Origin of the sequence: Ewingella sp. CoE-038-23, from assembly GCF_040419245.1 — a bacterium.
In the GTDB taxonomy this organism is placed as follows: domain Bacteria; phylum Pseudomonadota; class Gammaproteobacteria; order Enterobacterales; family Enterobacteriaceae; genus Ewingella; species Ewingella allii.
Window position 1 is genome coordinate 254,013 of sequence record NZ_JAZHOH010000001.1, and the last position, 25,707, is coordinate 279,719.

Genomic DNA, 25,707 nt, shown 5'->3' on the forward strand with positions numbered 1-25,707 from the left:
TAATGAATAAAGGCTAAATTGTGCGCTTATGAAAATTCCTTAAAACTCGCTGTATATGCAGGTTAAGCCAGTTGAATCTAAGGCTAAATTTGCTGTTTTAAGTAGCAATAACCGCAAAATTTCCGTGACCCACCTCTCGCCGTGGTCAAAAAATGAGTCATTTTTAGTAAGAATCCATAACCCTATGTTTGAGATAAAAAGCCAAGGCCGGGAGAGTCGAAAAAGCAGGGCGGGGCAATAAAACAGAAAAGCGCCGCCCGGTGAGCATTTAAGCCTGCGGGCGGCGGAGTATTAGGCTTTCTTGACGCCGGTAATGCGGCACCACTCTTCTTTTTCAGCCACTGGGTCTAGCTCGAACAGCGCCTCATAGGCTTCTGCGACGCCCTGCGCCTGACTTGCCAGCACGCCGGACAGCCCCAGATGGCCGCCTGCTACTGGCAGTACGCTGATAAGGGGCGCCAGCTCGCGCAGTGGGCCTGCAAGGATGTTAGCGACCACTACATCGGCCGACAGGTTGTCCGGCTGGTCTTTTGGCAGATAGAGCGATAGACGCTCGGAGACGCCGTTACGCTGCGCATTATCACGGCTGGCCTGAATCGCCTGCGGGTCGATATCAATACCGATAGCCTGCGCAGCACCCAGTTTCAGAGCGGCAATCGCCAGAATGCCGGAGCCACAGCCGAAGTCGATCACCGTCTTACCCTGTAAATCTAAACCGTCGAGCCACTCTAGGCACATGGCGGTGGTCGGGTGGGTGCCGGTGCCGAAGGCCAGACCCGGGTCGAGCATTACGTTGACGGCGGTTGGGTCCGGCACGTCGCGCCAGCTCGGGCAGATCCACAGACGCTGGCCGAAACGCATTGGGTGGAAGTTATCCATCCACTCGCGCTCCCAGTCTTTATCTTCCAACTGCTCGATTTTATGCACAAAGCCTTTGCCCAGCAGCGGCTCGTTTTCGAGCATAGCCACCACTTCCGCCATGTCGGTTTCTGCGTCATACAGACCGATAGCGTCGGTATCGCCCCACAGCAGCGTCTCTCCCGGCAGGGGTTCGAACACCGGATTGTCATGGGTATCCTGGAAAGTCACGGATACCGCACCACTCTCGATAAGCGCGTCGCTCAGCGTTTCCGCGTCGTTACCGGTGGTGTTAATTTTCAATTGGATCCAAGGCATAGCAATTCTCTTTTAAGCTTGCAGTAAATAGTTTGCCGCCCCTCAGGACGGCTTGAGCGCGGCTTCTGCGCGCGCATCGCCAAATTTATTGCCGATGTAAAACGCCAGCAGACTCAGGGTCAGCGACGGCACAATCGGATGCAGACCGGCAAGGTGCAGGTCGAAACTGGCAAGCAGGGTATAACAAACCGCGCCAACAATCATTGAGCTAAGCGCGCCGGTGGCATTGGCGCGTTCCCAGTACAGCCCCAGCACCAGCGGCCACAGGAACACGGCTTCTAAGCCGCCAAAAGCCAGCAGATTCAGCCAGATAATCATTTCCGGTGGGCGCCATGCCGCCAGCAGCACCAGCAGACCAAGCACAAAGGTCGCCCAGCTTGAGAAGCGTTTGAGGCGTTTCTCATTGGTGATTTCTGCAGGGCGAATGCCAAGATAGAGATCTTTAACAATCGTCGCCGAGGACTGCAACAGCTGGGCATTGATGGTCGACATAATCGCGGCCATGGGTGCAGCAAGGAAGATCCCGGCGGCATAAGGCGGCAGCACGGTGATCATCAAGGTGGGGATCACCTGATCCGGGATTTTAAGATCAGGCAGGATAGCGCGACCTAATGCGCCGGCCAGATGCATACCGAACATCAAAATCGCCACCACCAGCGTGCCGAGCACGATGCCGCGATGCACTGCCTTACTGTCTTTGTAGGAGATACAGCGCACGGCGGTGTGCGGCAAACCAATTACGCCGAAGCAGACCAGGATCCAGAACGAGGCCATGAACGGCAGCGACAGCACGTCATCCGCGCCGCTGACCGACACCAGTTTAGGGTCAATCTGTTGCAATTTATCGACCGCGCTGTGCAAGCCGCCCGCCGCGTGGATCACCGCAATCAGCAGCAAAATGGTGCCGAGCAGCATCACCAAACCCTGCATGGCGTCATTGAGCACGCTGGCGCGGAAGCCGCCGAAGGCCGTGTAGAGCGCGATGCTGATGCCGAAAATCAGCAGGCCGGTGTCGTAAGGGATGCCCGCCGCGGTTTCCAGCAAGCGCGCGCCGCCGATGAACTGCACGGTCATGGCGCCGAGGAAGGCAACCAGCAGACTCAGGCTCGCCAGCCAGACCAGCAGGCGGCTTTTATAGCGGCCGTACAGCATGTCGTTGAGCGTCACCGCGTTATAACGGCGAGCCAAAATAGCGAATTTCTTGCCCAGGATGCCGAGAGAAAGCCACACGGCGGGCAGCTGAATCATCGCCAGCAGCACCCAGCCCAGCCCAAATTTGTAGGCCGCGCCCGGCCCGCCAATAAACGAACTGGCGCTGATATAGGTCGCGGTCAGGGTCATGGCTAAGACAAAGCCGCCCATAGAGCGGTTGCCGAGGAAGTATTCAGTGAGGAAATTACCGGCCTGACGGCGGGTATAGGCATAAACCGACAGGCCAAAGACCAGCAGCAGATAGGCAATAAGAGGAAGTAAAACTTCAGTCTGCATGGGGAGTGTCCTCGAGCGAAATGTCGCGGTAAATCACCCGCACCATCAGCCAGCTTAGTAACACAAAAATCAGCGGAACCAACAAACAGGCCATTTCGAACCAGTGGGGCAGCCCGGTGATCCCCTGCTTGTCGTCGGGCAAATAGGCCGCCAGACACCAGGCCAGCAAGTAGGCCAGCGTCAGCCCAAAGGCCCAGCGCGCTTCGCGATTGGCTTGTCGAAAACGTGGGTCAGTGTCTTGAGTCTTCATCATAAAAGTCCCAAATGAAAAAAGGCCGGAATATCCGGCCTTGGTAAGAGAGTACGCAAGGTACGGTCTTATTTTTCCTGCAATCCGAGCTTCTTCTCTAGATAGTGGATGTTGGTTCCACCGTGCTGGAAGTTCTCGTCGCTCATGATGCGCATTTGCAGATCAACGTTGGTTTTGATGCCGTCGATAATCAGTTCAGCCAATGCGTTTTTCATGCGGGCAATCGCCACGTCACGGTTTTCACCGTAAGTGATCAGTTTGCCGATCATGGAATCGTAGTACGGAGGCACGGTATAGCCAGCGTAGATATGCGATTCCCAGCGCACGCCAAAGCCACCAGGAGCGTGGAAGCGGGTAATTTTACCCGGGCTTGGCAGGAAGGTATTTGGATCTTCAGCATTGATACGACATTCGACCGCGTGGCCCTGAATGCGTACTTCATCCTGTTTGATCGACAGCGGCTGACCGGCAGCGATACGCAGCTGCTCTTTGATCAAGTCAACGCCGGTGATCATTTCAGTCACAGGATGCTCAACCTGAATACGGGTGTTCATTTCGATGAAATAGAACTCGCCGTTTTCATACAGGAACTCAAAGGTACCCGCGCCGCGATAGTTAATGTCTACGCACGCTTTCGCACAACGCTCGCCGATGTAACGACGCAGCTCAGGCGTGATGCCCGGTGCTGGCGCTTCTTCGACAACTTTCTGGTGACGACGCTGCATGGAGCAGTCACGTTCTGCCAGATAAATCGCGTTGCCCTGACCGTCAGCCAAAATCTGAATTTCGATGTGGCGTGGGTTTTCCAGATACTTCTCCATGTACACCATGTCGTTGTTGAAAGCCGCTTTGGCTTCCGCACGGGTCATGTTGATGGATTGTTCCAGATCTTTGTCGCTGCGTACTACGCGCATACCACGACCACCGCCGCCGCCAGAAGCTTTGATGATGACCGGGTAACCGATGCGTTTTGCATAGGCGCGGTTTTGGTCCATATCTTCGCCCAGCGGGCCGTCAGAACCTGGTACGCAAGGAACACCGGCTTTTTTCATCGCGCCGATGGCGGAAACTTTGTCACCCATCAGGCGGATAGTTTCAGCTTTCGGGCCGATGAAGATGAAGCCAGAGCGTTCAACTTGTTCAGCGAAGTCGGCATTTTCGGACAGGAAACCGTAGCCAGGGTGGATAGCCACCGCGCCAGTGATTTCAGCTGCAGCAATGATTGCCGGGATGTTCAGATAGCTTTTTACTGAAGGTGCAGGACCGATACAGACGGTTTCATCTGCCAGCAGTACGTGCTTCAGGTCGCGGTCGGCAGTTGAGTGCACGGCTACCGTTTTGATGCCCAGCTCTTTACAGGCACGCAAAATACGTAGCGCGATCTCGCCGCGGTTCGCGATAACAATTTTATCTACCATGGTACGCCTCGTTATTCGATGACGACCAGCGGCTCGTCGAATTCAACCGGTTGGCCGCTTTCCACCAGAATGGCTTTAACCACGCCAGATTTGTCTGCTTCGATTTGGTTCATCATTTTCATTGCTTCAACGATGCACAGGGTATCACCTGCGTTAACTTTCTGGCCGACTTCCACGAAGGCTTTCGCGTCCGGGCTTGGCGTGCGGTAGAAAGTACCCACCATCGGTGAACGAACGATGTGTCCGCTGATCGCAGCCGGTGCGGCTTCAGCTGGCGCCGCCGCTGGTGCAACTGCAGCAGCCAGACCCGGTTGCTGTTGTGGCGCAGGCATTGCGTACGCTTGTTGCATCATTGGGTAAGCTTGCGCAGGTGCTGCACGGCTGATGCGTACTGATTCTTCGCCTTCAGAAATTTCCAGTTCAGAAATGCCTGACTCTTCAACCAGTTCGATCAGTTTCTTAATTTTACGAATATCCATGGGTGTGATTCCGTACTCTTTTTGCGAAAAAAATTAATGGGTTTTAGACAAGCGGTTAACCGCTGCCTGTAAAGCAAAATGGTAGCCATCTGCGCCAAGTCCGCAGATAACGCCCACTGCGATATCAGATAGATAGGAGTGATGCCGGAACGGCTCGCGGGCGTGAACATTCGACAGGTGGATCTCGATAAACGGGATCTGCACTGCCAGCAACGCATCGCGTAGCGCTACGCTGGTATGGGTAAAGGCTGCGGGATTGATCAAAATAAAATCAGTGTTTCCGCGTGCCTGATGGATTCTATCAATCAGGAGGTGCTCTGCGTTGGATTGCAGATGGCTAAGCGCGACGTCTGCGGCGGCTGCCTGCTGCTCCAAACCTTTAACTATATCGTTGAGCGTAGTGCTGCCGTAGGTTTCAGGCTCACGCGTCCCTAACAAATTCAGGTTAGGACCGTTTAGAAGCAAAATGTCAAACTTATGCGCCATTGTGAGCCTATCTCCGGCAATTAGACAAAGATTGTAGAAAATACCCTGATGTCACCGATTTGTCACCTATTTCGCGGCAAATCTACCCTGCTCATCAGCATGAGGTCGGGCATTATAATGATATCGTGGCAATTCGCAGCTAAATACTGGTCTTATCAGCGAAGATAATCAACCCTCAGAATGCTACTGAGGGTTTAGACTGTAGGATTATGCGGGGTAGAACACAGAAAAGTTAAGCCCGTTAACGCAGCCATTGGCGGAATTTTTTGTAGCGTAATGCTAACAAGATCGCTGCAATTGCCGCGTAGATGATGGGTTGTGGCGAGATAATTTTCACTGACCACATGTAGTGAATCGGTGCCAAAATGGCGACCACATAAATTAAGTTGTGCAATGTCTGCCATTTCGCACCCAACTTACGCTGCGACCATAATGTCGACGTGCAGGCCAGCGCCAGCAGGATTATCCAGCTGATAATGCCCAATGTCAGATAGGGCCGCGAAATCAATTCACTGCCCAGCAGCGCCAAATTGTTAATGCCCAACTCTAAGAACGAATAGCTGAGAAGATGCAGCGTTCCCCACGCAAAGCACCACAAACCCACCAATCTGCGCACGCGCATCAACAGCGGCTGTTTACCATAACGCGCAACGGGGGTAATAAGCAGCGTCGCCAGCAGCAATTTCAGAGTCATCCTACCGGTGAAATGCTGAATATCTTTAGATGGATCGGCACTGAACCAGCCCTGATTAATCGACAAGATCAGCCAAATAAAGGGCAGGAACGCCGCCAGATGGATAACCACCTTTAGCCATTTAATTTGTGTCAGGCTTAAACGCCGCATCGCATTTCCCTCAAAATCATCAATAGTTCGCGCGCAAATCGAGGCCGCGGTACAGCGACGCCACCTGATCGCCATAGCCATTAAACAGCAGCGTCGGCTGGCGTTTAACATCCAAAATACCGCCAGAGCCGATGAAACGCTCGGTGGCCTGTGACCAGCGCGGATGGTCGACGTGCGGGTTCACGTTGGCGTAGAAACCGTACTCATTGGTCGCAATCTGGTTCCATGTCGTCGGCGGCTGGTTCTTGGTCAGGCTGATATTGACGATAGACTTGATGCCTTTAAAGCCATATTTCCACGGCACGGTCAGGCGAATTGGCGCGCCGTTTTGCGGTGGCAGGGCCTTGCCGTAGACGCCGACGGTCAGCATGGTGAGCGGGTGCATGGCTTCATCCATCCGCAGCCCTTCAACATAAGGGTAATCCAGCCCGCCGCCGATAAAGCGGTCTTTCTGGCCCGGCATGTGTTCCGGGTCATATAAGGTTTTAAACGCCACAAAGCGCGCATTGCCGGTCGGCTCGGCTAGCTTGATGATGTTGCTCAGCTGGAAGCCAATCCACGGCACTACCATTGACCACGCCTCGACGCAGCGCATCCGGTAGATACGCTGCTCCAGCGGGAAGCGTTTCATGATGTCATCCATATCGAGGGTGATCGGCTTGCCGACTTCGCCATCAATCACGATTTTCCACGGCGAGGTCACCAACTGGCCCGCATTGGCGGCCGGGTCGGCTTTATCCAGACCAAACTCGTAGAAGTTGTTGTAGCCGGTGACTTTATCTTCTGGCGTTAACGTCAGGTCATTTTGATAAGCGGCGGGCTTGGTGAAGTCCAAAGGCTTTCCGGCTGGCGCTTTCGGCCGGTCGTGGCCTTTGAACCAGGATGAAATGTCGGCCTTGGCGGTCTGGGGCAGGGCCAGCGCCGCCGCGCTCAGGCCCAGTGCCTGCAATACTTTGCGACGATCGTGAAAGATGCTTTCAGGCGTGACGTCTGCCTCAGTCAGTTTGCGGGAATTGTTCATGGCGTACTCCAGAATTTCTTAATCATTATTGTTACTGAGGATTCTGGTTTAAGAATGGCTGTTAAATCGATTTTTGGCGAGAGGACTGGGGAAAATACGAAATTTCAGAGGAGAAGAGAACCGAGCAGCGCAGGGAGAGTTTTCCTGCGCTGCTGATTGGCTTAGCTGTTAGCGCACCTTGACCAGAGTGCGGCCCGTAATGGTGTTCGCCATCATTCCGGCGGCCGCCGCTGGCGCTTGTTCAAGGCTGATTTCCGTAGCGGCTTGCTCATAAAAAGAAGCAGGAAGAGTCTGGGTCAGGCGCTCCCAGGCGTCCATTCGACGATGCAGCGGACACATCACAGAATCTACCCCTTGCAGGCGAACGTTGCGCAGAATAAATGGCATCACCGTGGTGGGAAGCTGGTAACCGCCCGCCAGACCACAGGCCGCCACCGTACCGCCGTAGACCGTTTGCGACAGCAAGGTTGCCAGCGTGTGGTCGCCGACGGTGTCGATGGCGCCGGCCCACAGCTGTTTATCCAGCGCCCGGCCTTCTTTGCTGAACTCTTCGCGCGACAGCACGGTTTTCGCGCCGAGCTGCTTGAGATATTCGGTATTGCTGGCGCGCCCGCTGATTGCCACCACGTCATAGCCGAGGGTCGACAGTAGGGTGATCGCCGTGCTGCCCACGCCGCCGCTGGCACCGCTGACAATCACTTTGCCGCTGTCGGGCAGCACGCCGCCTTCCTCCAGAGCCATCACGCAAAGCATGGCGGTGAATCCGGCGGTGCCGATAATCATCGCGTGGCGCGAGTCCAGACCTTCCGGCAGCGGCACCAGCCAGTCACTTTTTACGCGCGCCTTTTCTGCCAGCCCGCCCCAATGGTTTTCGCCCACGCCCCAGCCAGTGAGGATCACCTGCTGGCCGACGCTAAAGCGTGGGTCTTCACTGCTACTGACCCGACCGGCGAAATCGATGCCCGGCACCATCGGGAATTGGCGGATAATTTTCCCTGTGCCGATGATTGCCATTGCGTCTTTATAATTGAGGCTCGACCAGTCAACATCGACCACAACATTGCCTTCCGGCAAATCATCTATGCTGATATCACCCACGCTGGAAAGGGTCTGGCCTGCGTCTTGCTGTAATAAAAGTGCGCGCATTTTGAGCTCCATAAGATTTATCAATTGATTGTTTATGCAGTTGCTATGCTATGAATATAACGCAATAGGGGGGATAGGGACTGATATGAGACAAAAACGGTGCCACTGAGTGCAAATTTAGGCACAATTTTGCATAAATCTTTACCGGATCTGACATGCTTATGTTTTATGATAGCGGCGTTTAAACGGCGGCCTGACAATGAAGGAATATTCTCTGGTTTGCCTCCTCCATTTATAGGTTTCAGGTAAGGCACAAGGATGCGATTTACTAACAGACTCACCGCGCTTATTTCCATGCTGGTTGCAGTAGCTATGTTGCTGATGCTGCTCGGCGTGACGTTTAGCTTTGTCTATCTCAGCAAGCAAAATACTGAGCAGCATTTACGGGCGCTGGCGACCACTTTCGACCAATCTCTTCTGCAACACTCTCCCGACGAAGCCCAGCGCTGGATGCCGACGGCAATGCGCATGCTGGATGTTTCAAGCATCACCCTGCTGGAAAATAAAAAACCCTTTTTGCAATACCGCGAGTCCGCCGATTTACACGCGGCCTGGGACAGCGGCTACCCCGACTATGCCGAGACAACCTTGCCGCTGATGCAGCACCCGTCGATGGCGCTGCACGTGGTGTATGTAGACCCCATTACCACTTACACCCATTCGCTGCGCTCGACCATCACCATCAGCTTCGCCATTATTTTGATGATTGTAGTGGTGCTGATGAGTTTCCGCTGGCTGCGCAGAGAGACGGCTGGGTTGGAACGACTGGAAGAGCGCGCCCAGCGCATTCTTCGCGGCGAGCGGGAGAATATTCGCCACGGTGATGTCTCCGAATGGCCGCCTTTTGCCAGTAGCGCCATTGATTTACTGATGGCGGATCTGGCCGAGGCCCGCGAGCAACGCAGCCGGGTCGACACGCTAATTCGTGCATTTGCCCAGCAAGATGCCCAGACCGGCCTGAGTAATCGGCTGTTTTTCGACAATCAATTGGCGACTCAGCTTGAAGAAAAGGGCGCGCACGGCGTGGTTATGCTGCTGCGACTGCCTGACTTCGACACGCTGCGCGAAATCCACGGGCAGGGGCACGTTGATGAACTGCGTTCCGCGATGGTCAATCTGCTTTCGACCTTCGTCATGCGCTACTCCGATGCCCTGCTGGCGCGCTATTTCCACAGCGACTGTGCTGTGTTACTGCCTCACCGCACTTTAAAAGAAGCAGAAGTGATGGCGGCCCAACTGGTCAATGCGCTCGGCGCGCTGCCAACCTCTAACAATATCGATCGCGATGCCCTTCTATATATAGGTATCAGTGCTTATCGTTTTGGTCAGCAGGCGGAAGAGGTGATGGACCACGCCGAGCAGGCGACGCGCAACGCAGCCTTCCAGGGAAGTAACAGTTGGCTGGTTTATGACAGCAAAGTGCCTGAAAAAGGGCGCGGCAGCGTTAAATGGCGCACGCTACTGGAAAATACCCTATCGCGCGGCGGGCCGCGTCTTTATCATAAAGGCAGCTTTACCAAAGACCGCAAGCTGGATCATCGTGAAATTCAGCGCCGTATCTTTGATGGCGAGCAAGAGCTGCTGGCCGCCGAGTTTATGCCGCTGGTGGTGCAATTTGGCATGTCGCAAAGCTATGATCGCCAAATGCTTTCTCAGATAATTCCGTTACTGGCGCGCTGGCCGGACGAAACGTTGGCATTTCACCTGACGGTTGATTCATTATTGCAGCGCTCTTTTGTCCGCTGGTTGCGCGATACTTTGCTGCAATGCGAAAAAAGGCAGCGTAATCGCATTCTGATTGAACTTGCAGAGGCAGATCTCTGTCAACATACCGAGCGATTACGGCCCGTTGTCCGCCTGCTACAAGGAATGGGCTGCCGTCTTGCTGTTTCTCAAGCCGGGCTTACCGTGGTCAGCACCTCATATTTGAAAACTTTCCCGGTTGAACGGGTGAAACTGCACCCGGGATTGATTCGCGATATCGACAAAAGAATTGAAAATCAGCTGTTCGTACAAAGTCTGATTAGCGCCTGTGAAGGAACACAAGCCAAGGTTTTCGCTTCTGGCGTGCGCAGTAAAGAAGAGTGGGCAGTACTGTTAGAAAAGGGCATTCATGGCGGGCAGGGTGATTTTTTTGCTATCCCGCAGGCCGTGGAGCCCGTTAGCAAAAAATATTCACACAACGGTGATGTTTAAACTGATCGTAATGTGAAGATTTAACGTAGAATGGCGCAGCCTTTAACCGGTTACTGTCCAATGACGCCTGTTTGTAAAGTTTTTGGCGAATTGTGGCGGGAGTTCTCGGAGCGAGAGCAAGAATTCATGTGCGGTGTTGGTGCTTGTAAGTTGCTGGTTGTACACAGGTAAAGAGTGATTCTGGTTTAAATGAACAGGTCATTTTTCACCTCTGATTTCACAACCAAAAGTCATCGCAACTGTAAGCGGCCGACATCGTGGACAATTTCACCGAAGCAGAACGTTTTTGCGCCTTGTCGCTGCTTCGCGTGGTTGGTAAAGTAGGCGGATTTTATTTTCCGCCCCCAGCTAGCAGGATTATCCTTTCGTTATGTTTAAGAAATTTCGTGGCATGTTTTCCAACGACTTGTCCATCGACCTGGGTACCGCCAATACCCTCATTTATGTAAAAGGACAAGGCATTGTGCTGAACGAGCCATCAGTTGTGGCTATTCGTCAGGATCGTGCTGGTTCACCGAAAAGCGTTGCGGCCGTCGGCCATGATGCCAAACAGATGTTGGGACGTACTCCTGGCAACATCGCTGCTATTCGTCCGATGAAAGACGGCGTTATCGCTGACTTCTTCGTGACCGAAAAAATGCTGCAGCACTTCATCAAACAAGTTCACAGCAACAGCTTCATGCGCCCAAGCCCGCGCGTGTTGGTCTGTGTGCCAGTCGGCGCAACTCAGGTTGAACGCCGCGCTATCCGTGAATCTGCACAGGGTGCAGGCGCGCGTGAAGTGTTCTTGATTGAAGAGCCAATGGCAGCAGCGATCGGTGCAGGTTTGCCTGTCTCCGAAGCGACCGGTTCTATGGTTGTGGATATCGGCGGTGGTACTACCGAAGTCGCGGTTATCTCCCTGAACGGCGTGGTCTATTCTTCTTCTGTACGTATCGGTGGTGACCGTTTCGACGAAGCTATCATCAACTATGTGCGTCGTAACTACGGCTCACTGATTGGTGAAGCCACCGCTGAGCGTATTAAGCACGGTATCGGTTCCGCTTACCCAGGTGATGAAGTTCACGAGATTGAAGTTCGTGGTCGTAACCTGGCTGAAGGCGTTCCACGCGGCTTTACTCTGAACTCCAACGAAATTCTTGAAGCGCTGCAAGAGCCGCTGACTGGCATCGTTAGCGCGGTGATGGTTGCGCTGGAACAGTGTCCTCCAGAGTTGGCTTCTGACATCTCCGAGCGCGGCATGGTGTTGACCGGCGGTGGCGCATTGTTGCGTAACCTCGATCGCCTGCTGATGGAAGAGACCGGTATTCCGGTGGTTGTGGCAGAAGATCCGCTGACCTGCGTTGCTCGCGGCGGTGGTAAAGCGTTGGAAATGATCGACATGCACGGCGGCGACCTGTTCAGCGAAGAGTAATTTTAGCGACGCACGCTTTTGCTTAAGGCGTGCATAGCAAAGAATAAGTCTTGCCCGCCAAGGTGAATGTTCGTCTGGTGAAACCTGCTGCGTTAAAGTATGCAGTGTCAAATTGGGGTCGTGCATCGAACTACCTGAAGAAATGCGTATTCAGGTAGTTTTCGCTCGATCCGCTTCGCTTGCTACTTTTCCTGCTTAGGCTATCTTTCACTGGATTGGCTGAAACCTTCTGTTGCCGAGGAACTCGCATATTTTATGAAGCCGATTTTTAGCAGGGGACCTTCCCTGCAACTGCGACTTTTTTTGGCTATTCTCACGGCCATTGTCCTGATTTTTGCCGACAGTAAAGTAGGTACGTTCGTTAAGATTCGCACCTATATGGACACTGCCGTCAGCCCTTTCTATTTTTTGTCGAATGCTCCACGTGAATTCCTCGATCAGGTTTCCACCACCTTCGCTACCCGCCAGTCTCTTGAACTTGAAAACCGCGCGCTGCGGCAGGAATTGCTGCTCAAAAACAGCGATTTGATGCTTCTCGGCCAATTCAAGCAAGAGAACGCGCGACTGCGCGAGCTTCTGGGGTCACCGCTGCGTCAGGATGAGCACAAGATGGTGGCTCAGGTGCTGTCGACCAGCAATGACCCCTATAGCGATCAGGTTGTCGTCGACAAAGGCAGCAACAATGGCGTCTATGTCGGCCAGCCGGTGATTAGCGATAAAGGCGTGGTGGGTCAGGTGGTCGCCGTGGGTGCCGTCACCAGCCGCGTATTGCTGATCTGCGACGCCTCCCACGCCTTGCCGATTCAGGTTTTGCGTAACGATATTCGCGTGATTGCCGCCGGTAGCGGCTGTGCTGACGACTTGCAGCTGGAGCACTTGCCGAGCAATACCGACATCCGCGTCGGTGACGTGCTGGTGACGTCCGGTCTCGGCGGTCGCTTCCCTGAAGGCTATCCGGTTGCCGTAGTTTCTTCGGTAAAAGTCGATAACCAGCGTGCTTACACCGTGATTCAGGCGCGCCCGACGGCGGGTCTGCAACGCCTGCGTTACCTGCTGCTGCTGTGGGGCTCTGACCGCAATGGCGATAAGCCATTGCCGCCGGACGAAGTGCATCGCGTCGCCAATGAGCGTCTGATGCAGATGATGCCTCAGGTCCTGCCGCCTCCGGGCGAAATGGGCCCTCCTGCTCCCATTCCTCAACCTGCTACTGGCACCATTACCACGCCAGTTTCGCCACGGCCTTCTAGCGGGGGCAGTCAATGAATCGCTACCGGAGCCACGGCCGCTGGATAATTTGGCTATCCTTTCTGATAGCCATGTTATTGCAAGTGATGCCGTGGCCGGACGAGATCTACATGTTTCGGCCATCCTGGTTGATGCTGATCCTGATTTACTGGGTCATGGCGCTGCCGCATCGCGTCAACGTAGGTACCGGATTTATCGTCGGTTTTGTGATGGATTTGATTCTTGGCTCGACGCTAGGCGTGCGCGCGCTGGCTTTGGCGCTGATTGCCTATCTGGTCGCTTTCAAGTTCCAACTGTTCCGCAACATGGCCCTGTGGCAGCAAGCGCTGATCGTCATGCTGCTGTCACTGGCTGTCGACGTGGTGGTGTTCTGGGCCGAGTTTTTGGTGGTGAATGTCTCGTTTCGTCCGGAAGTGTTCTGGAGCAGCGTGGTCGACGGCATTCTCTGGCCATGGTTATTCCTGCTGATGCGCAAAATTCGCCGTCAGTTCGCTGTGCAATGAGGAAATGATGACTGAACTTTATCTGGCTTCTGGTTCACCGCGCCGCCGCGAATTACTGGCCGTGCTGGAGTTGGCTTTTGAACGTCTGGTGACTGACGTTGCCGAGCAAAAGCAGCCAGATGAAGCGCCAGCAGACTATGTTCTGCGCCTCGCCTGTGACAAAGCTTTAGCAGGCGTGGCCGTTGCGCCGCAGGACCTCCCGGTGCTGGGTGCTGACACCATCGTGGTGCTCGACGGGCAGGTTTTGGAAAAGCCGCGCGATGAAGCTCATGCCGCGCAGATGTTAACCGCATTGTCTGGCCGCCAGCATCAAGTGATGACGGCCATTGCTCTGGCAGACCGCCAGACGCATCGTAGTACGCTGGTTGTGACTGATGTCACCTTCCGCTCTCTATCCGCGGATGATATTCAGCACTATATTCTGAGCGGGGAACCCATGGATAAAGCGGGTGCATACGGTATTCAGGGAAAGGGCGGATGTTTCGTCCGTGAAATTCGCGGCAGCTACTACGCAGTGGTCGGGCTTCCTTTAGTGGAAACTCAAGAACTGTACAGTGAGTTTGCTGCATTACGCGAGCTTAGGAGAAAGCATGACAGCTGAATTACTGGTCAATGTTACGCCGTCCGAAACGCGCGTGGCTTACATTGACGGTGGCATTTTGCAAGAGATCCATGTTGAGCGTGAAGCCAAGCGCGGCATTGCAGGCAATATTTACAAAGGTCGCGTCAGCCGAGTTCTGCCGGGTATGCAGGCAGCCTTTGTTGATATTGGTCTAGAGAAAGCGGCTTTTTTACATGCTTCAGACATCATGCCGCACACCGAGTGCGTGGCTCGTGATGAGCAAAAGAATTTTAACGTTCGTGACATCGTAGAGCTGGTCCATCAGGGGCAAGATCTGATGGTGCAGGTGGTGAAAGACCCGCTGGGCACCAAAGGCGCGCGCCTGACCACCGACATTACTCTGCCTTCCCGCTATCTGGTCTTCATGCCGGGCGCCTCACACGTGGGTGTCTCACAGCGCATTGAGAGCGAAGCCGAGCGCGATCGCCTGAAAAATATCGTTCAGGAATATTGTGACGAGCAGGGTGGCTACATTATCCGCACCGCGGCAGAAGGGATTGGCGAAGAAGAACTTAAACAAGATGCCGCCTTTCTCAAGCGTTTGTGGACCAAAGTCATGGAGCGCAAGCGCCGCAATAAAACCAAGTGCAAACTCTATGGCGAGCTGGCGCTGGCGCACCGCGTATTAAGAGACTTTGCTGGCGAAGCGCTGGACAGAATTCGCGTAGATTCGCGCCTGACCTATGAACTGTTGGTGGAATTTACCAGCGAATATATTCCCGAAATGACGGCCAAGCTGGAGCACTACGCGGGCAAGCAGCCTATTTTCGATCTCTTTGACGTTGAGAATGAGATCCAGCGCGCGCTGGAACGCAAAGTCGAACTCAAGTCCGGCGGCTATCTGATTATTGACCAGACCGAAGCCATGACCACTGTGGATATCAACACCGGTGCCTTTGTCGGCCATCGCAATCTGGAAGAGACGATCTTCAATACCAATACTGAGGCGACCCAAGCCATTGCCCGCCAGCTGCGCCTGCGCAATCTCGGCGGCATCATCATTATCGACTTCATCGATATGGCGAATGAGGACCATCGTCGGCGGGTGCTGCACTCTTTGGAGCAGGCGCTGTCAAAAGATCGGGTGAAAACCGGCATTCACGGCTTCTCGGCGCTAGGTTTAGTCGAAATGACCCGCAAACGGACGCGCGAAAGCGTCGAGCACGTGCTGTGCAGCGATTGCCCAACCTGTCACGGCCGGGGCACGGTGAAAACCGTCGAAACCGTCTGTTATGAAATCCTGCGTGAAATTGTTCGCGTGCACCACGCCTATGACGCCGACCGTTTCCTGGTCTATGCTTCTGCGGCAGTCGGCGAAGCCTTGAAAGGGGAAGAGTCCCACGCGCTGGCCGAAGTGGAGATTTTCGTCGGCAAACAAGTGAAAGTTCAAATCGAGCCGCTCTACAACCAAGAGCAGTTCGACGTTGTCATGATGTGATTACCCGTCCGGCTTAGCGTCGCGGCGGCATAGGCCGCAACATAAATCATTGATTATGGGTAAATTTATTAAATTTCCATTGTAGTCCGGGGCCAACATGCCTGCGGAATGGAAACAAGGAGAGAAGTTTGAGGCGACTGCCGGGGATACTGTTAACTACCTGCGCAACAATTATCGTGATTGTTGCGTTGGCAATCAGTGGCTTGCGTCTGGCTTTGCCTCAGCTTCACCGTTTTCAGGATCAGCTGGTCAGCAAAATCGAGTCTGTGACCGGCGTGCCTATCGAACTGGACCAAATCAGCGGCAGCTGGAAAACCTTTGGCCCGACTCTTGAGTTAAAAAACCTTAGCGTGACCCTACCAGACACCTCGGTGAAAGCCGAGCGCGTGACTCTGGCGCTGGATGTCTGGCAATCGCTGCTGCATTTCCGCTGGCAGTTCCGCGACCTGACTTTCTACAATCTTGACCTTGATACCAACGCCACTTTTGGTAATAAAACCAACGACGGTAAAGGTTTCGAGGCTAACCGCATCAGCGACATCTTCCTCAAGCAGGTCGACCATTTCGACCTGCGCGACAGCCATATCTCCTTTATGACCCCAGCCGGGCAGCGCGCCGAAATCACCGTGCCGCAGCTGCGCTGGCTGAACAGCCGTAACCGCCACCGCGCCGAGGGGCTGATCAGCCTGTCGACCTTCAACGGCCAGCATGGCGTGGTGCAGGTGCGCATGGACCTTAACGACAACGACGGTTTGCTCAACAACGGAAAAATCTATCTTCAGGCCGACGATATCGACATGAAGCCTTGGTTTAGCCGCTGGCTGCGCAGCAACACCGGGCTGGAAAGTGCTGACTTCAGCCTCGCCGCCTGGCTGACCGTGCGCGGCGGCGACATCTACGCCGGTGACGCTTGGGTGAAAAACGGCGCGGCGACCTGGAGCAGCGCGGGGCAGGAGCATCGGTTAGACGTTGAGAACCTGACGCTGCACGGCAGCCGACAGGGCAATGGCTGGCAGGTCGATGCCCAGCAGCTCAACTTGAAAACTGACGGCGTGGCCTGGCCGAAGGGCCAAATCAGCGCGCTGTATCTGCCGGAAAACAATGAGTTTTTAGGGGCTTCGCAGGGGGATGAACTTCGCCTGAGAGCCACCAAGCTTCAGTTAGAGCGCCTTGGGCCGATTATCCCAACCTTCTCCTTCCTGACGCCAGAATTGCTCGAGCGTTGGCAGGATATCCAGCCAAAAGGCTTAATCGACCAGCTGTCGTTAGATATTCCTCTTAAGCAGACCGACCACACGCGCTTTGCCGCCAAATGGCGCGATCTCAGCTGGGATCGCTGGCAGCTACTGCCGGGCGTGAATCACTTTAGCGGCCAGCTGAGCGGCAGCGTGCAGCACGGCCAACTGACGGTCAATTTGCAAGACAGCCTACTGCCGTATGGTGAGATGTTCCGCGCGCCGCTGGAGATCAGCGCGGCGCAGGGCACCGTCGATTGGAGCTATAGCCAAGAGGGCTGGGCGCTGTGGTCGAAGAGCCTGGATGTCAAAGCCAACGGCCTGTGGGCCAAAGGCGGCTTCCACTATAACCAGCCGGAGCACGGCGAGCCGTGGCTAAAAATTCTCGGCGGCATTCGTCTGTATGATGCAGGGCAGGCGTGGCGCTACTTCCCTGAGCCGCTGATGGGCAAACATCTGACGGATTATCTCAGCGAGGCGATTCAGGCCGGGCAGGTGGATAACGCCACGCTGACCTTCAACGGCAATCCGCACGACTTCCCGTTTAAAAAGCATGAAGGGCAGTTTGAAGTGTGGGTGCCGCTGCGTAACGCCACCTTCCAGTTCCAGCCTGAGTGGCCAGCCTTGACCAATTTGGATATCGACCTCGATTTCCTCAATGACGGCCTGTTCATGAAAGCCGAGCACACCAAATTGGGTAATGCTGACGGCAATAACGTGGTCGCCAACATCCCTGATTATCTGAAAGAGAAGCTGTTCATCGACTCCGACATTTCAGGTACCGGCAAAGACATTGGTGACTATTTTAAGGACACGCCGCTGAAGGACTCCCTCGGCGCGGCCCTAGATGAGCTGCAGATTGGCGGCAATGTGAGTGGTCGCTTACACCTTGATATCCCGCTGGATGGCGAAGAAGTTCGCGCCACCGGCGGCGTGACGCTCAATGACAACAGCCTGTTTATCAAACCGCTGGAAAGTACCATTGAGCACCTCAGTGGCCAGTTCACCTACGACAACGGCAACTTGCAGAGTAGTTTGCTCACCGCCAACTGGTTCGGGCAACCTCTGAACGTGCAGTTTAGCACGCACGAACTTACTGATAATTATCAAATTAATGTCGGTCTTGACGGCAACTGGGAACTGGGCAAAATCACCGGGATGCCGGATGCTGTCGCCAGCAAACTCAGCGGCAGCGCACCCTGGAAAGGGACGGTGGATATTTCACTCCCTCATAAGGGTGAGCCAAATTACAGTATCGGCGTAACTACCGACCTGAAGAGTGTAAGTAGTCACTTACCTAGCCCGCTCGACAAGAAGCCGGGCCGCAGTCTGCCACTGGCGGTAAATGCCAAAGGCGGGCTGAAGAGTTTTGAAATGAATGGCGTGCTGGGCGGCAAAGACCGTTTCAACAGCCGCTGGCTGCTGGGCAAGCAGCTACAGCTGGATCGCGCCTCCTGGCAGATGAATGCCCAGAAAACCCCGCCGCTGCCAGCGACCAGCAGCCTGACGTTGCACCTGCCTGAGCTGGATGGCGAGAGCTGGCTGGAGCTGATGTCGCCAGATAACGCCCCGAAAGCGCCAGTGCAGAAGAGTGCCAAAGGCGCGAAGAAAGCGGCCAATACCGCCGCTTCTTTTGGCTTCCCACATGAAGTGACGCTGACCACGCCGAAGCTCAAATTAGGCGGTCAGGTCTGGAATGACCTACTGATTAGCTCGACTCAGGCCAGCAATGGCATGAACATCACGGCGAAAGGCAAAGAGATCGACGGCACGCTGGCGATGAATGACCGTGGTCCGTGGCAAGCCAATATCCGCTACCTCTATTTCAACCCGCAGTGGACGGTCGCTGATGCGGCCAGCGGCGGTAAGTCAGGCCAGAATCCTTTTGCCGATGACAAAATTTCCTTCGCCAAATGGCCGGCACTGCTTCTGCGCTGTGAAGACTGCTGGTTCCTCGGGCAGAGCTTCCGCAAGGTGAATGCTGATATCACGCCGAGTGGCGATCAGCTGGCGCTGCGCAACGGCCTGATTGATACCGGCTCGGTGCGTTTAGACGTGCAGGGCGACTGGAAGCAGAACGGCAGCGTTGAATCTACCGGCCTGAAAGGCAAACTGTCGGGCAAAGATATTGAAGCCGCGACCTCCTTCTTCGGCGTCACTACCCCACTGCGCGGTGCGCCTTTCAACATCGACTTTGATTTGCACTGGAAATCTATTCCGTGGAAGCCAGATCTGAAAACCCTGAATGGCACCCTGAAAACTGACCTTGGCAAAGGTGAAATCGTGGATTTAGGCGGCGGCCGCGCCGGGCAATTGCTGCGTCTGGTCAGCTTCGACGCCCTGCTGCGTAAGCTGCAACTCGATTTCAGTGACACCTTCGGCAAAGGCTTCTACTTTGACTCTATCCGCTCAAACGCCTGGATCAAAGACGGCACGCTGCATACCGAGGACCTGCTGGTTGACGGGTTGGCGGCGGATATCGCCATGAACGGCAGCGTCGATTTAGTCAATCAGCGGCTAAATATGGAAGCGGTGATCGCTCCTGAAATCTCTGCCACCGTCGGGGTCGCCACGGCCTTTGCTATCAACCCAATCGTCGGCGCGGCGGTGTTTGCCGCCAGTAAGGTATTGGCGCCGCTGTGGAATAAGATTTCGTTAATCCGTTACCATATCGACGGCACCATTGCGGATCCAAAAATTAATGAAGTGCTGCGCCAACCGCGACCTGCAAAAGAGTCTGCCGCACCTTGAGTGCTGAACGCGCTGTGTTAGGCTGTTTAAAACCCGTGTTACGATAGAATTGTTTGGCGGCTAACGAATCACAGTTCATGCCGCGACAATTCATCCCCAAAGAGAGTGAGAATCTATGAGTCTGGCATTAGTCAGTGAGCGGTTACTAACCGCTAACAATCTGAGTCATCAAGACCTGTTCGCTGTATTAGGTCAACTGTCTGAACGCCGTCTCGATTACGCCGATCTCTTTTTCCAATCCAGTTTCCACGAAGCCTGGGTGATTGAAGACAGCATTATCAAAGATGGCTCTTACAACATTGATCAGGGTGTTGGCGTGCGCGCGGTCAGTGGTGAGAAGACCGGCTTTGCCTACGCTGACCAAATTACCCTGAATGCCTTGCAGCAGAGTGCCACCGCCGCGCGCAGCATCGTGCGTGAGCAGGGCAATGGCAAAACCCACACGCTGGGTGAAATTGGCTATCAGGCGCTATACCCGATCCTTGACCCACTTCAGAGCCTGTCTCGCGAAGAAAAAATTGAGTTATTACATCGCGTTGACCGTGTTGCCCGCGCCACAGACAAGCGCGTGCAGGAAGTCAGCGCCAGCATTACCGGCGTTTACGAAAGCGTATTAGTCGCCGCCACCGACGGCACTCTGGCGGCGGACATTCGCCCGCTGGTGCGCCTGTCGGTCAGCGTATTGGTTGAAGATGACGGGCGTCGTGAGCGCGGCTCTAGCGGCGGCGGCGGTCGTTTTGGCTATGACTATTTTCTTGAAACCGTGAATGGCGAAGTGCGCGCCGAAGCCTACGCCCGCGACGCGGTGCGCATGGCCTTGCTGAACCTCAACGCGGTAGCCGCCCCTGCCGGTGGTATGCCGGTAGTGCTTGGCGCAGGCTGGCCGGGCGTGCTTCTGCACGAAGCCGTAGGCCATGGCTTAGAGGGCGATTTCAACCGTCGCGGCACGTCTATGTTCAGTGGGCAGATGGGCCAACTGGTGGCGTCTGAACTCTGTACCGTGGTGGATGACGGCACCATGCCGGGCCGCCGTGGTTCACTGGCGATTGATGACGAAGGCGTGCCGGGCCAATACAACGTATTGATCGAAAATGGCGTGCTAAAGGGTTACATGCAGGACAAGCTGAACGCGCGCCTGATGGGCGTTGCGCCGACCGGTAACGGCCGTCGCGAGTCTTATGCTCACCTGCCGATGCCGCGCATGACCAACACTTATCTGCTGGGCGGCCAGTCTACGCCGGAAGAGATCATCAGTAGCGTGGAGTTCGGCCTGTATGCCCCTAACTTTGGCGGCGGCCAGGTGGATATCACCTCGGGCAAATTTGTGTTCTCCACCACCGAAGCTTACCTGATTGAAAAAGGCCGTATCACCAAGCCGGTGAAAGGCGCGACGCTGATTGGCTCGGGTATTGAAGCGATGCAGCAGATCTCCATGGTCGGCAACGATCTGGCGCTGGATAAAGGCGTCGGCGTCTGTGGCAAAGAGGGTCAGAGCCTGCCAGTGGGCGTAGGCCAGCCGACTCTGAAACTCGACAACATCACCGTCGGCGGCAGCGCCTAAGCCTTCGAGATAATAATAGAAAGGGAACCCGCGGGTTCCCTTTTTTTATGCTATTTCGGCCCGAGCTTGCCTTGCCGATAGCCCTGATAGACTTTCCCCACCTCTTTGAAGTACTCGGTCAGGTAGTTGATGCACACCTGCACTTTCAGCGGCATTTTGTCCTTTTCAGTGTACAACGCGTAGACCGGGCGCGGGTCCGACTGATAATTGCCGAATAAAATTTCCAGCTCGCCGGAGTTAATCTCATTGATTACCCACATTAGTGGCACATAGGCGATGCCCACCCCGGCTTTCAGCCAGCGCGTTAAGGTTTGCGAGTCGTTGGTGACGAAGCGCCCCTGTGGGTTGATGCGCGTGGTAATGCCTTCTGGCGCGATCAGCTCAAACTCGCTGTCGGGCCGCACGCTGTATTCAATCCATGAGAAATTCACCATGTCTGCCGGTTTTTCTGGCTTACCGTGCTGGCTGAGATAGCTGCGCGCGGCGCAGACGATCATCGGCATGGAGCCAAGCCTTTTGGAGAACAGGCTCGAATCCTGCAGTTTTCCCACGCGGATCACCACGTCGAGGCCGTCGGCAATCAGATCAGGCGCCGGGATGCCGGTGACCAGATTCACTTTCAGGCCAGGGTACTCAATCAGCATCTCGGCAGTCATGGCGGCAAGAACGTTTTGTGCCATTGTCGACGAACTGCCGATGCGCAACGTGCCGGTCGGCGTGTTGTTAAAGGCATATAATTGCTCGTGTACTTCGCGTACATCCAGCAGCATTTTCATACAGCCTTGATAGTAAATCTTACCGGCTTCGGTGAGGCTCAGGCTGCGCGTGCTTCTGTTCAACAGTTTGACTTGTAAGTCATTTTCTAGTTTTGAGATCGTCTGGCTGATTGCGGAAACACTCATCTCAAGGCGGCGAGCGGCGGCAGTAAACGAGCCGCTTTCGACCACTTGAGCATAAACCGACATTCTTTTTAATCGTTCCATTGTTAACTCTGGCTTAAAAGTGATTGTGATCACAGAACGTTGATTACTTGATAATAAGCACGCTAATATACTTGCTCGGGTGAATACCTCGGGTTCGGCGCTCGCTGGCAACATAATGCTTACCTTCGCACACTTTTCTGGCAAACCCATTGTCTCTTTTTAACTCATTCTGGCTCTCAGAATGCAGTTGTATTGCCTAAAATAATGATAAAGCTCGGGCGTGTTGCGACGGGGCCTTCTGGTGAGAGTAACGCCACGAGACGAAAGCCCGTGACTATAAACTAAGGATTTTTGAATGAGTTTGCTTCCGGTAATGGTGATTTTCGGATTGTCGTTTCCTCCGGTGTTCTTCGAAGTACTGTTGGCGTTAGTGCTGTTTTTCCTGCTACGACGCCTATTACAACCCACCGGAATTTATGACTTTGTCTGGCATCCGGCGTTATTTAACACAGCGATGTACTGCTGTCTGTTCTACCTGATTTCCTGCTTCTTCATCTGAGGGTGTCGTGAAAAATTTCTCTATAAAAATAATACGTTACTTAATAACGTTAATCCTTGTGGTTCTTGCTGCCATCGCAATTTTCCGGGCATGGGCGTTCTATACTGAATCCCCTTGGACCCGTGACGCCAAATTTACCGCCGACGTGGTTTCTATCGCGCCGGACGTCACCGGCTTGGTGACGGATGTTCCCGTGGTGGATAACCAGTTAGTCAAAAAAGGCCAGACGCTGTTCAAAATAGACCAGCCGCGTTACCAACAGGCGCTGGACGAAGCCAATGCCGACGTTGCCTACTATCAGGCGCTGGTCGCGGAGAAAAAACGCGAAGCAGGCCGCCGCGTGAAGCTGGGCGTGCAGGCGATGTCGCAAGAAGAGATCGATCAGGCCAATAACGTCCTGCAAACGGTTCAACACCAGTTGGCAAAATCTCAGGCCGCACGTGACCTCGCGGTGCTTGATTTGCAGCGTACCGTAGTGACGGCTCCGGCTGACGGCTGGGTGACTAACCTCAACGTGCATCCGGGGAACTACATTAATCGCGGTTCGACCGCCGTCGCGCTGGTGAAGAAAAACACCTTCTATATTCTGGCTTATCTGGAAGAAACCAAGCTTTCTGGCCTGAAAAAAGGCGACCGCGCCGAAATTACCCCGCTGGGCAGCAATCGCATCATGCATGGTTCCGTGGACAGCGTCGCGGCGGCGGTCACTAACAGCTCGTCTTCTGCGGCAGCCAACGGGCTGGCGACGGTAGACAGTAATTTGGAATGGGTACGTCTTGCACAGCGCGTGCCGGTGAAAATCGTGCTTGATGATGTTGACCAGCAACACCCGTACCCGGCAGGGACCACCGCAACGGTGGTGATCACCGGCGATCACGATATCAAACATGAGCACCAGTCGCCATTCTCCAGAATGTTGCACCGTCTGCGTGAGTTCGGTTAATCGGCGATGAATAGCATACTGATCCCGCGTATCAGGTTCGCCTGCAAGCTGACTTTCGCCATTCTCGGCGCGTTGGTTCTCGGCTTCTATATGCAGCTGGAAACCCCGCGCTGGGCTGCGATGACCGCGGCGATCGTCACCTCCGGCCCGGCGATGGCGGCGGGCGGAGAACCCTTCGCCGGTGCCATTCGCCACCGTGGCTTCCTTCGCGTTATCGGTACCTTTTTCGGCTGTATCGCGGCGTTAGTCATTGTTATCGCCACGGCGCGTGCCCCGGTAGTGATGCTGCTTTTATGCTGCATCTGGGCTGGGGTCTGTACCTGGTGGTCCTCGCTGGTTCGCGTCGAGAACTCCTATGCGCTCGGGCTGGCGGGATATACGGCGCTAATTATCGTAGTGACTTCCGCCGCCACCCCTTTGCAGACGCCGCAGTTTGCCGTCGAGCGCTGTAGTGAAATCGTGATTGGTATTTGCTGCGCCATCGTGGCCGACCTGCTGTTTTCCCCGCGCTCGATCAAAACCGACATTGACCGGGCGGTTAGCCAACTGCTGCTAGACCAGTTCGCGCTGATGCGGCTGTGTATTAATCGTGGTGATAAAGAGGATGTTGACAAGTCGTGGGGCAATCTTATCAAGAGCACTACCGCGCTTAACGGCATGCGTAACAGCCTAATGATGGAGTCTTCGCGCTGGCAGCGTTGCAACCGGCGGTTGAAAGCGTTGCACAGCACCTCGCTGAGTTTGATTACGCAGGCCTGCGAAACCTATCTTATTTTGCAAAACTCCCCTGACCGGGTGACGCCTGAGATCAAAGCGCTGTTTGCCGAACCGGCAGAGACGCCGCTGGAAGTGCGTCGGCGGATGAAACAGCTGCGTTTGGCGGTTTCTTCCTCCCATAGCAAAGATATTTTGCTCACCGTCACCAGCTGGATTGGAGCCGGGACGCGCGCGCTGCTGCTGATTAAGGGCATTCATACCAATAGCAGCATTAGCAATCTGGAAGCCGATTTGCTCAATACCGAGGTGGAAGTCAGGCCAGCCTCCGCCGAGCGCCACCACGCGCTGATTAACGGCATTCGCACCTTTGTCGCCAGCGCGGCGGGCTGCCTGCTGTGGCTATGGACCGGCTGGACCTCGGCGAGTGGTTGCGTAGTGATCATTGCGGTAGTGACCTCATTGGCGATGCGCACTCCAAATCCGAAAGGCATGGCGATAGACTTCGTGGTCGGCATGCTGCTGGCAATCCCGGTTGGCTCCATTTACTTCATGCTCATCATGCCCGCCACCCAGCAGAGCCTGTTCTTGCTCTGCCTTTGTCTGGGGATTTTGACCTTCTTCATTGGGATTGAAGTGCAGAAGCGTCGTCTGGGTATGCTGGGGCTATTGGCGGGTACTATCAACGTGCTGGTGCTCAGTAACCCAATGAAATTTAACGTAAGCGCATTTCTCGACAATGCAACGGGCCAGGCGATTGGTACCATTATTGCGCTGGTGGTGCTGCTGCTAATTCGCGATAAATCGCGCGACAAAACCGGGCGCACACTGCTGAACCGATTTATGAGCAGCGCGGTGTCGGCCTTAACCACCAAGGCGTATCGCCGTCGTGAGAACCACCTTCCGGCGCTTTACCATCAGTTGAATCAGCTGCTGGTAATGTTCCCGAATGACATTGATAAATACCGTCTGGCGCTGATGCTGATCATCGCGCACCAGCGAATGAAAATGGCGGAGATCCCTGTCAGCGAAGAGCTATCTGCCTTCCACAAGAAAATCCGTAATACCGCCGACCACGTGGTGTCGTCGGGCGAAGGCAAGCGAACTTACTACTATCAGCGGCTGTTGTCCGAGCTGAATGAGTATCAGCAAAAGCTAGTGGAACACGACGCGCCGCTCAAGGTGACAGAGCCGGTCAAACGACTCGCCGATATGCTGCACAAGTACCAGCACGCCTTTCTGGCCTAACGGTCAGACTCGCGTAAATCATGCCGGGGCCTTTAATGCTCCGGCTT

The 25,707-nt window shown here is 54.7% G+C and carries 21 protein-coding genes; 11 read left to right on the plus strand and 10 right to left on the minus strand.

Going from position 1 to position 25,707, the window contains the following annotated elements:
* Positions 1-291: 291 nt before the first annotated feature.
* The 9 genes from prmA to acuI form a co-directional block, all read right to left on the minus strand.
* Entirely contained in the window at positions 292-1,176 is an 885-nt protein-coding gene (prmA, locus tag V2154_RS01225; RefSeq protein ID WP_034786641.1) for a 50S ribosomal protein L11 methyltransferase, read from the minus strand.
* Positions 1,177-1,218: 42 nt separating this feature from the next.
* The gene (gene panF, locus V2154_RS01230; protein ID WP_353500739.1) at positions 1,219-2,664 is read right to left on the minus strand and encodes a sodium/pantothenate symporter; all 1,446 of its coding nucleotides are present in this window, start codon (positions 2,662-2,664) and stop codon (positions 1,219-1,221) included.
* The gene (locus V2154_RS01235; protein ID WP_353500740.1) at positions 2,654-2,917 is read right to left on the minus strand and encodes a YhdT family protein; all 264 of its coding nucleotides are present in this window, start codon (positions 2,915-2,917) and stop codon (positions 2,654-2,656) included. The genes panF and V2154_RS01235 overlap by 11 nt, the downstream gene beginning before the upstream one ends.
* 65 nt (positions 2,918-2,982) lie before the next feature.
* Positions 2,983-4,332, minus strand: coding sequence for an acetyl-CoA carboxylase biotin carboxylase subunit (gene accC, locus V2154_RS01240; protein ID WP_353500741.1), 1,350 nt, complete (start codon positions 4,330-4,332; stop codon positions 2,983-2,985).
* An 11-nt stretch (positions 4,333-4,343) separates the two neighbouring features.
* Complete coding sequence (gene accB / locus V2154_RS01245; RefSeq protein ID WP_034786647.1) at positions 4,344-4,811, minus strand: acetyl-CoA carboxylase biotin carboxyl carrier protein; 468 nt, start codon at positions 4,809-4,811, stop codon at positions 4,344-4,346.
* A gap of 33 nt (positions 4,812-4,844) precedes the next feature.
* Positions 4,845-5,297 (minus strand): type II 3-dehydroquinate dehydratase, encoded by a 453-nt coding sequence (aroQ, locus tag V2154_RS01250; protein WP_154145834.1) that lies wholly within the window; start codon positions 5,295-5,297, stop codon positions 4,845-4,847.
* 241 nt (positions 5,298-5,538) lie between these two features.
* Positions 5,539-6,141, minus strand: a complete 603-nt coding sequence (gene msrQ, locus V2154_RS01255; protein WP_353500742.1) for a protein-methionine-sulfoxide reductase heme-binding subunit MsrQ — start codon at positions 6,139-6,141, stop codon at positions 5,539-5,541.
* A 19-nt stretch (positions 6,142-6,160) separates the two neighbouring features.
* Positions 6,161-7,162: a protein-methionine-sulfoxide reductase catalytic subunit MsrP gene (msrP, locus tag V2154_RS01260; RefSeq protein WP_353500743.1), complete on the minus strand. Its 1,002-nt coding sequence runs from the start codon at positions 7,160-7,162 to the stop codon at positions 6,161-6,163.
* 168 nt (positions 7,163-7,330) lie between these two features.
* On the minus strand, positions 7,331-8,308 hold the full coding sequence (gene acuI / locus V2154_RS01265; RefSeq protein ID WP_353500744.1) for an acrylyl-CoA reductase (NADPH): 978 nt from the start codon (positions 8,306-8,308) through the stop codon (positions 7,331-7,333).
* Between the two features lie 258 nt (positions 8,309-8,566).
* Here acuI and csrD point away from each other — a divergent pair, with 258 nt between their 5' ends.
* From csrD to tldD, 8 genes are all read left to right on the plus strand, one after another.
* On the plus strand, positions 8,567-10,504 hold the full coding sequence (gene csrD / locus V2154_RS01270) for an RNase E specificity factor CsrD (RefSeq protein WP_353500745.1): 1,938 nt from the start codon (positions 8,567-8,569) through the stop codon (positions 10,502-10,504).
* Positions 10,505-10,874: 370 nt separating this feature from the next.
* The gene (gene mreB, locus V2154_RS01275) at positions 10,875-11,918 is read left to right on the plus strand and encodes a rod shape-determining protein MreB (protein WP_007891976.1); all 1,044 of its coding nucleotides are present in this window, start codon (positions 10,875-10,877) and stop codon (positions 11,916-11,918) included.
* A gap of 255 nt (positions 11,919-12,173) precedes the next feature.
* Positions 12,174-13,181, plus strand: a complete 1,008-nt coding sequence (gene mreC, locus V2154_RS01280; protein ID WP_353500746.1) for a rod shape-determining protein MreC — start codon at positions 12,174-12,176, stop codon at positions 13,179-13,181.
* Positions 13,178-13,666: a rod shape-determining protein MreD gene (mreD, locus tag V2154_RS01285; RefSeq protein ID WP_034786663.1), complete on the plus strand. Its 489-nt coding sequence runs from the start codon at positions 13,178-13,180 to the stop codon at positions 13,664-13,666. Before mreC ends, mreD begins: the two co-directional genes overlap by 4 nt.
* 7 nt (positions 13,667-13,673) lie before the next feature.
* Positions 13,674-14,267 (plus strand): Maf family protein, encoded by a 594-nt coding sequence (locus V2154_RS01290; RefSeq protein WP_353503880.1) that lies wholly within the window; start codon positions 13,674-13,676, stop codon positions 14,265-14,267.
* Positions 14,257-15,726 carry a ribonuclease G gene (rng, locus tag V2154_RS01295; RefSeq protein ID WP_353500747.1) on the plus strand — a complete coding sequence of 490 codons (1,470 nt, stop codon included), beginning with the start codon at positions 14,257-14,259 and terminating at the stop codon, positions 15,724-15,726. Before V2154_RS01290 ends, rng begins: the two co-directional genes overlap by 11 nt.
* 128 nt (positions 15,727-15,854) lie before the next feature.
* Positions 15,855-19,712 (plus strand): AsmA2 domain-containing protein YhdP, encoded by a 3,858-nt coding sequence (gene yhdP, locus V2154_RS01300; RefSeq protein WP_353500748.1) that lies wholly within the window; start codon positions 15,855-15,857, stop codon positions 19,710-19,712.
* A gap of 115 nt (positions 19,713-19,827) precedes the next feature.
* Positions 19,828-21,273 (plus strand): metalloprotease TldD, encoded by a 1,446-nt coding sequence (gene tldD, locus V2154_RS01305; protein ID WP_353500749.1) that lies wholly within the window; start codon positions 19,828-19,830, stop codon positions 21,271-21,273.
* 50 nt (positions 21,274-21,323) lie between these two features.
* Here the strand turns inward: tldD and aaeR are convergent, their stop codons facing one another.
* Positions 21,324-22,256, minus strand: a complete 933-nt coding sequence (aaeR, locus tag V2154_RS01310) for an HTH-type transcriptional activator AaeR (protein WP_034786670.1) — start codon at positions 22,254-22,256, stop codon at positions 21,324-21,326.
* A 295-nt stretch (positions 22,257-22,551) separates the two neighbouring features.
* Between aaeR and aaeX the strand changes: the two genes are divergently transcribed.
* Genes aaeX through aaeB form a run of 3 tightly spaced genes read left to right on the plus strand, consistent with a single transcriptional unit; the run spans position 22,552 to position 25,660 of the window.
* Positions 22,552-22,755 carry a p-hydroxybenzoic acid efflux pump operon protein AaeX gene (gene aaeX / locus V2154_RS01315; protein WP_034786671.1) on the plus strand — a complete coding sequence of 68 codons (204 nt, stop codon included), beginning with the start codon at positions 22,552-22,554 and terminating at the stop codon, positions 22,753-22,755.
* Positions 22,756-22,762: 7 nt separating this feature from the next.
* Positions 22,763-23,698: a p-hydroxybenzoic acid efflux pump subunit AaeA gene (gene aaeA, locus V2154_RS01320; RefSeq protein WP_353500750.1), complete on the plus strand. Its 936-nt coding sequence runs from the start codon at positions 22,763-22,765 to the stop codon at positions 23,696-23,698.
* A gap of 6 nt (positions 23,699-23,704) precedes the next feature.
* The gene (aaeB, locus tag V2154_RS01325) at positions 23,705-25,660 is read left to right on the plus strand and encodes a p-hydroxybenzoic acid efflux pump subunit AaeB (RefSeq protein ID WP_353500751.1); all 1,956 of its coding nucleotides are present in this window, start codon (positions 23,705-23,707) and stop codon (positions 25,658-25,660) included.
* Positions 25,661-25,707: the final 47 nt, after the last annotated feature.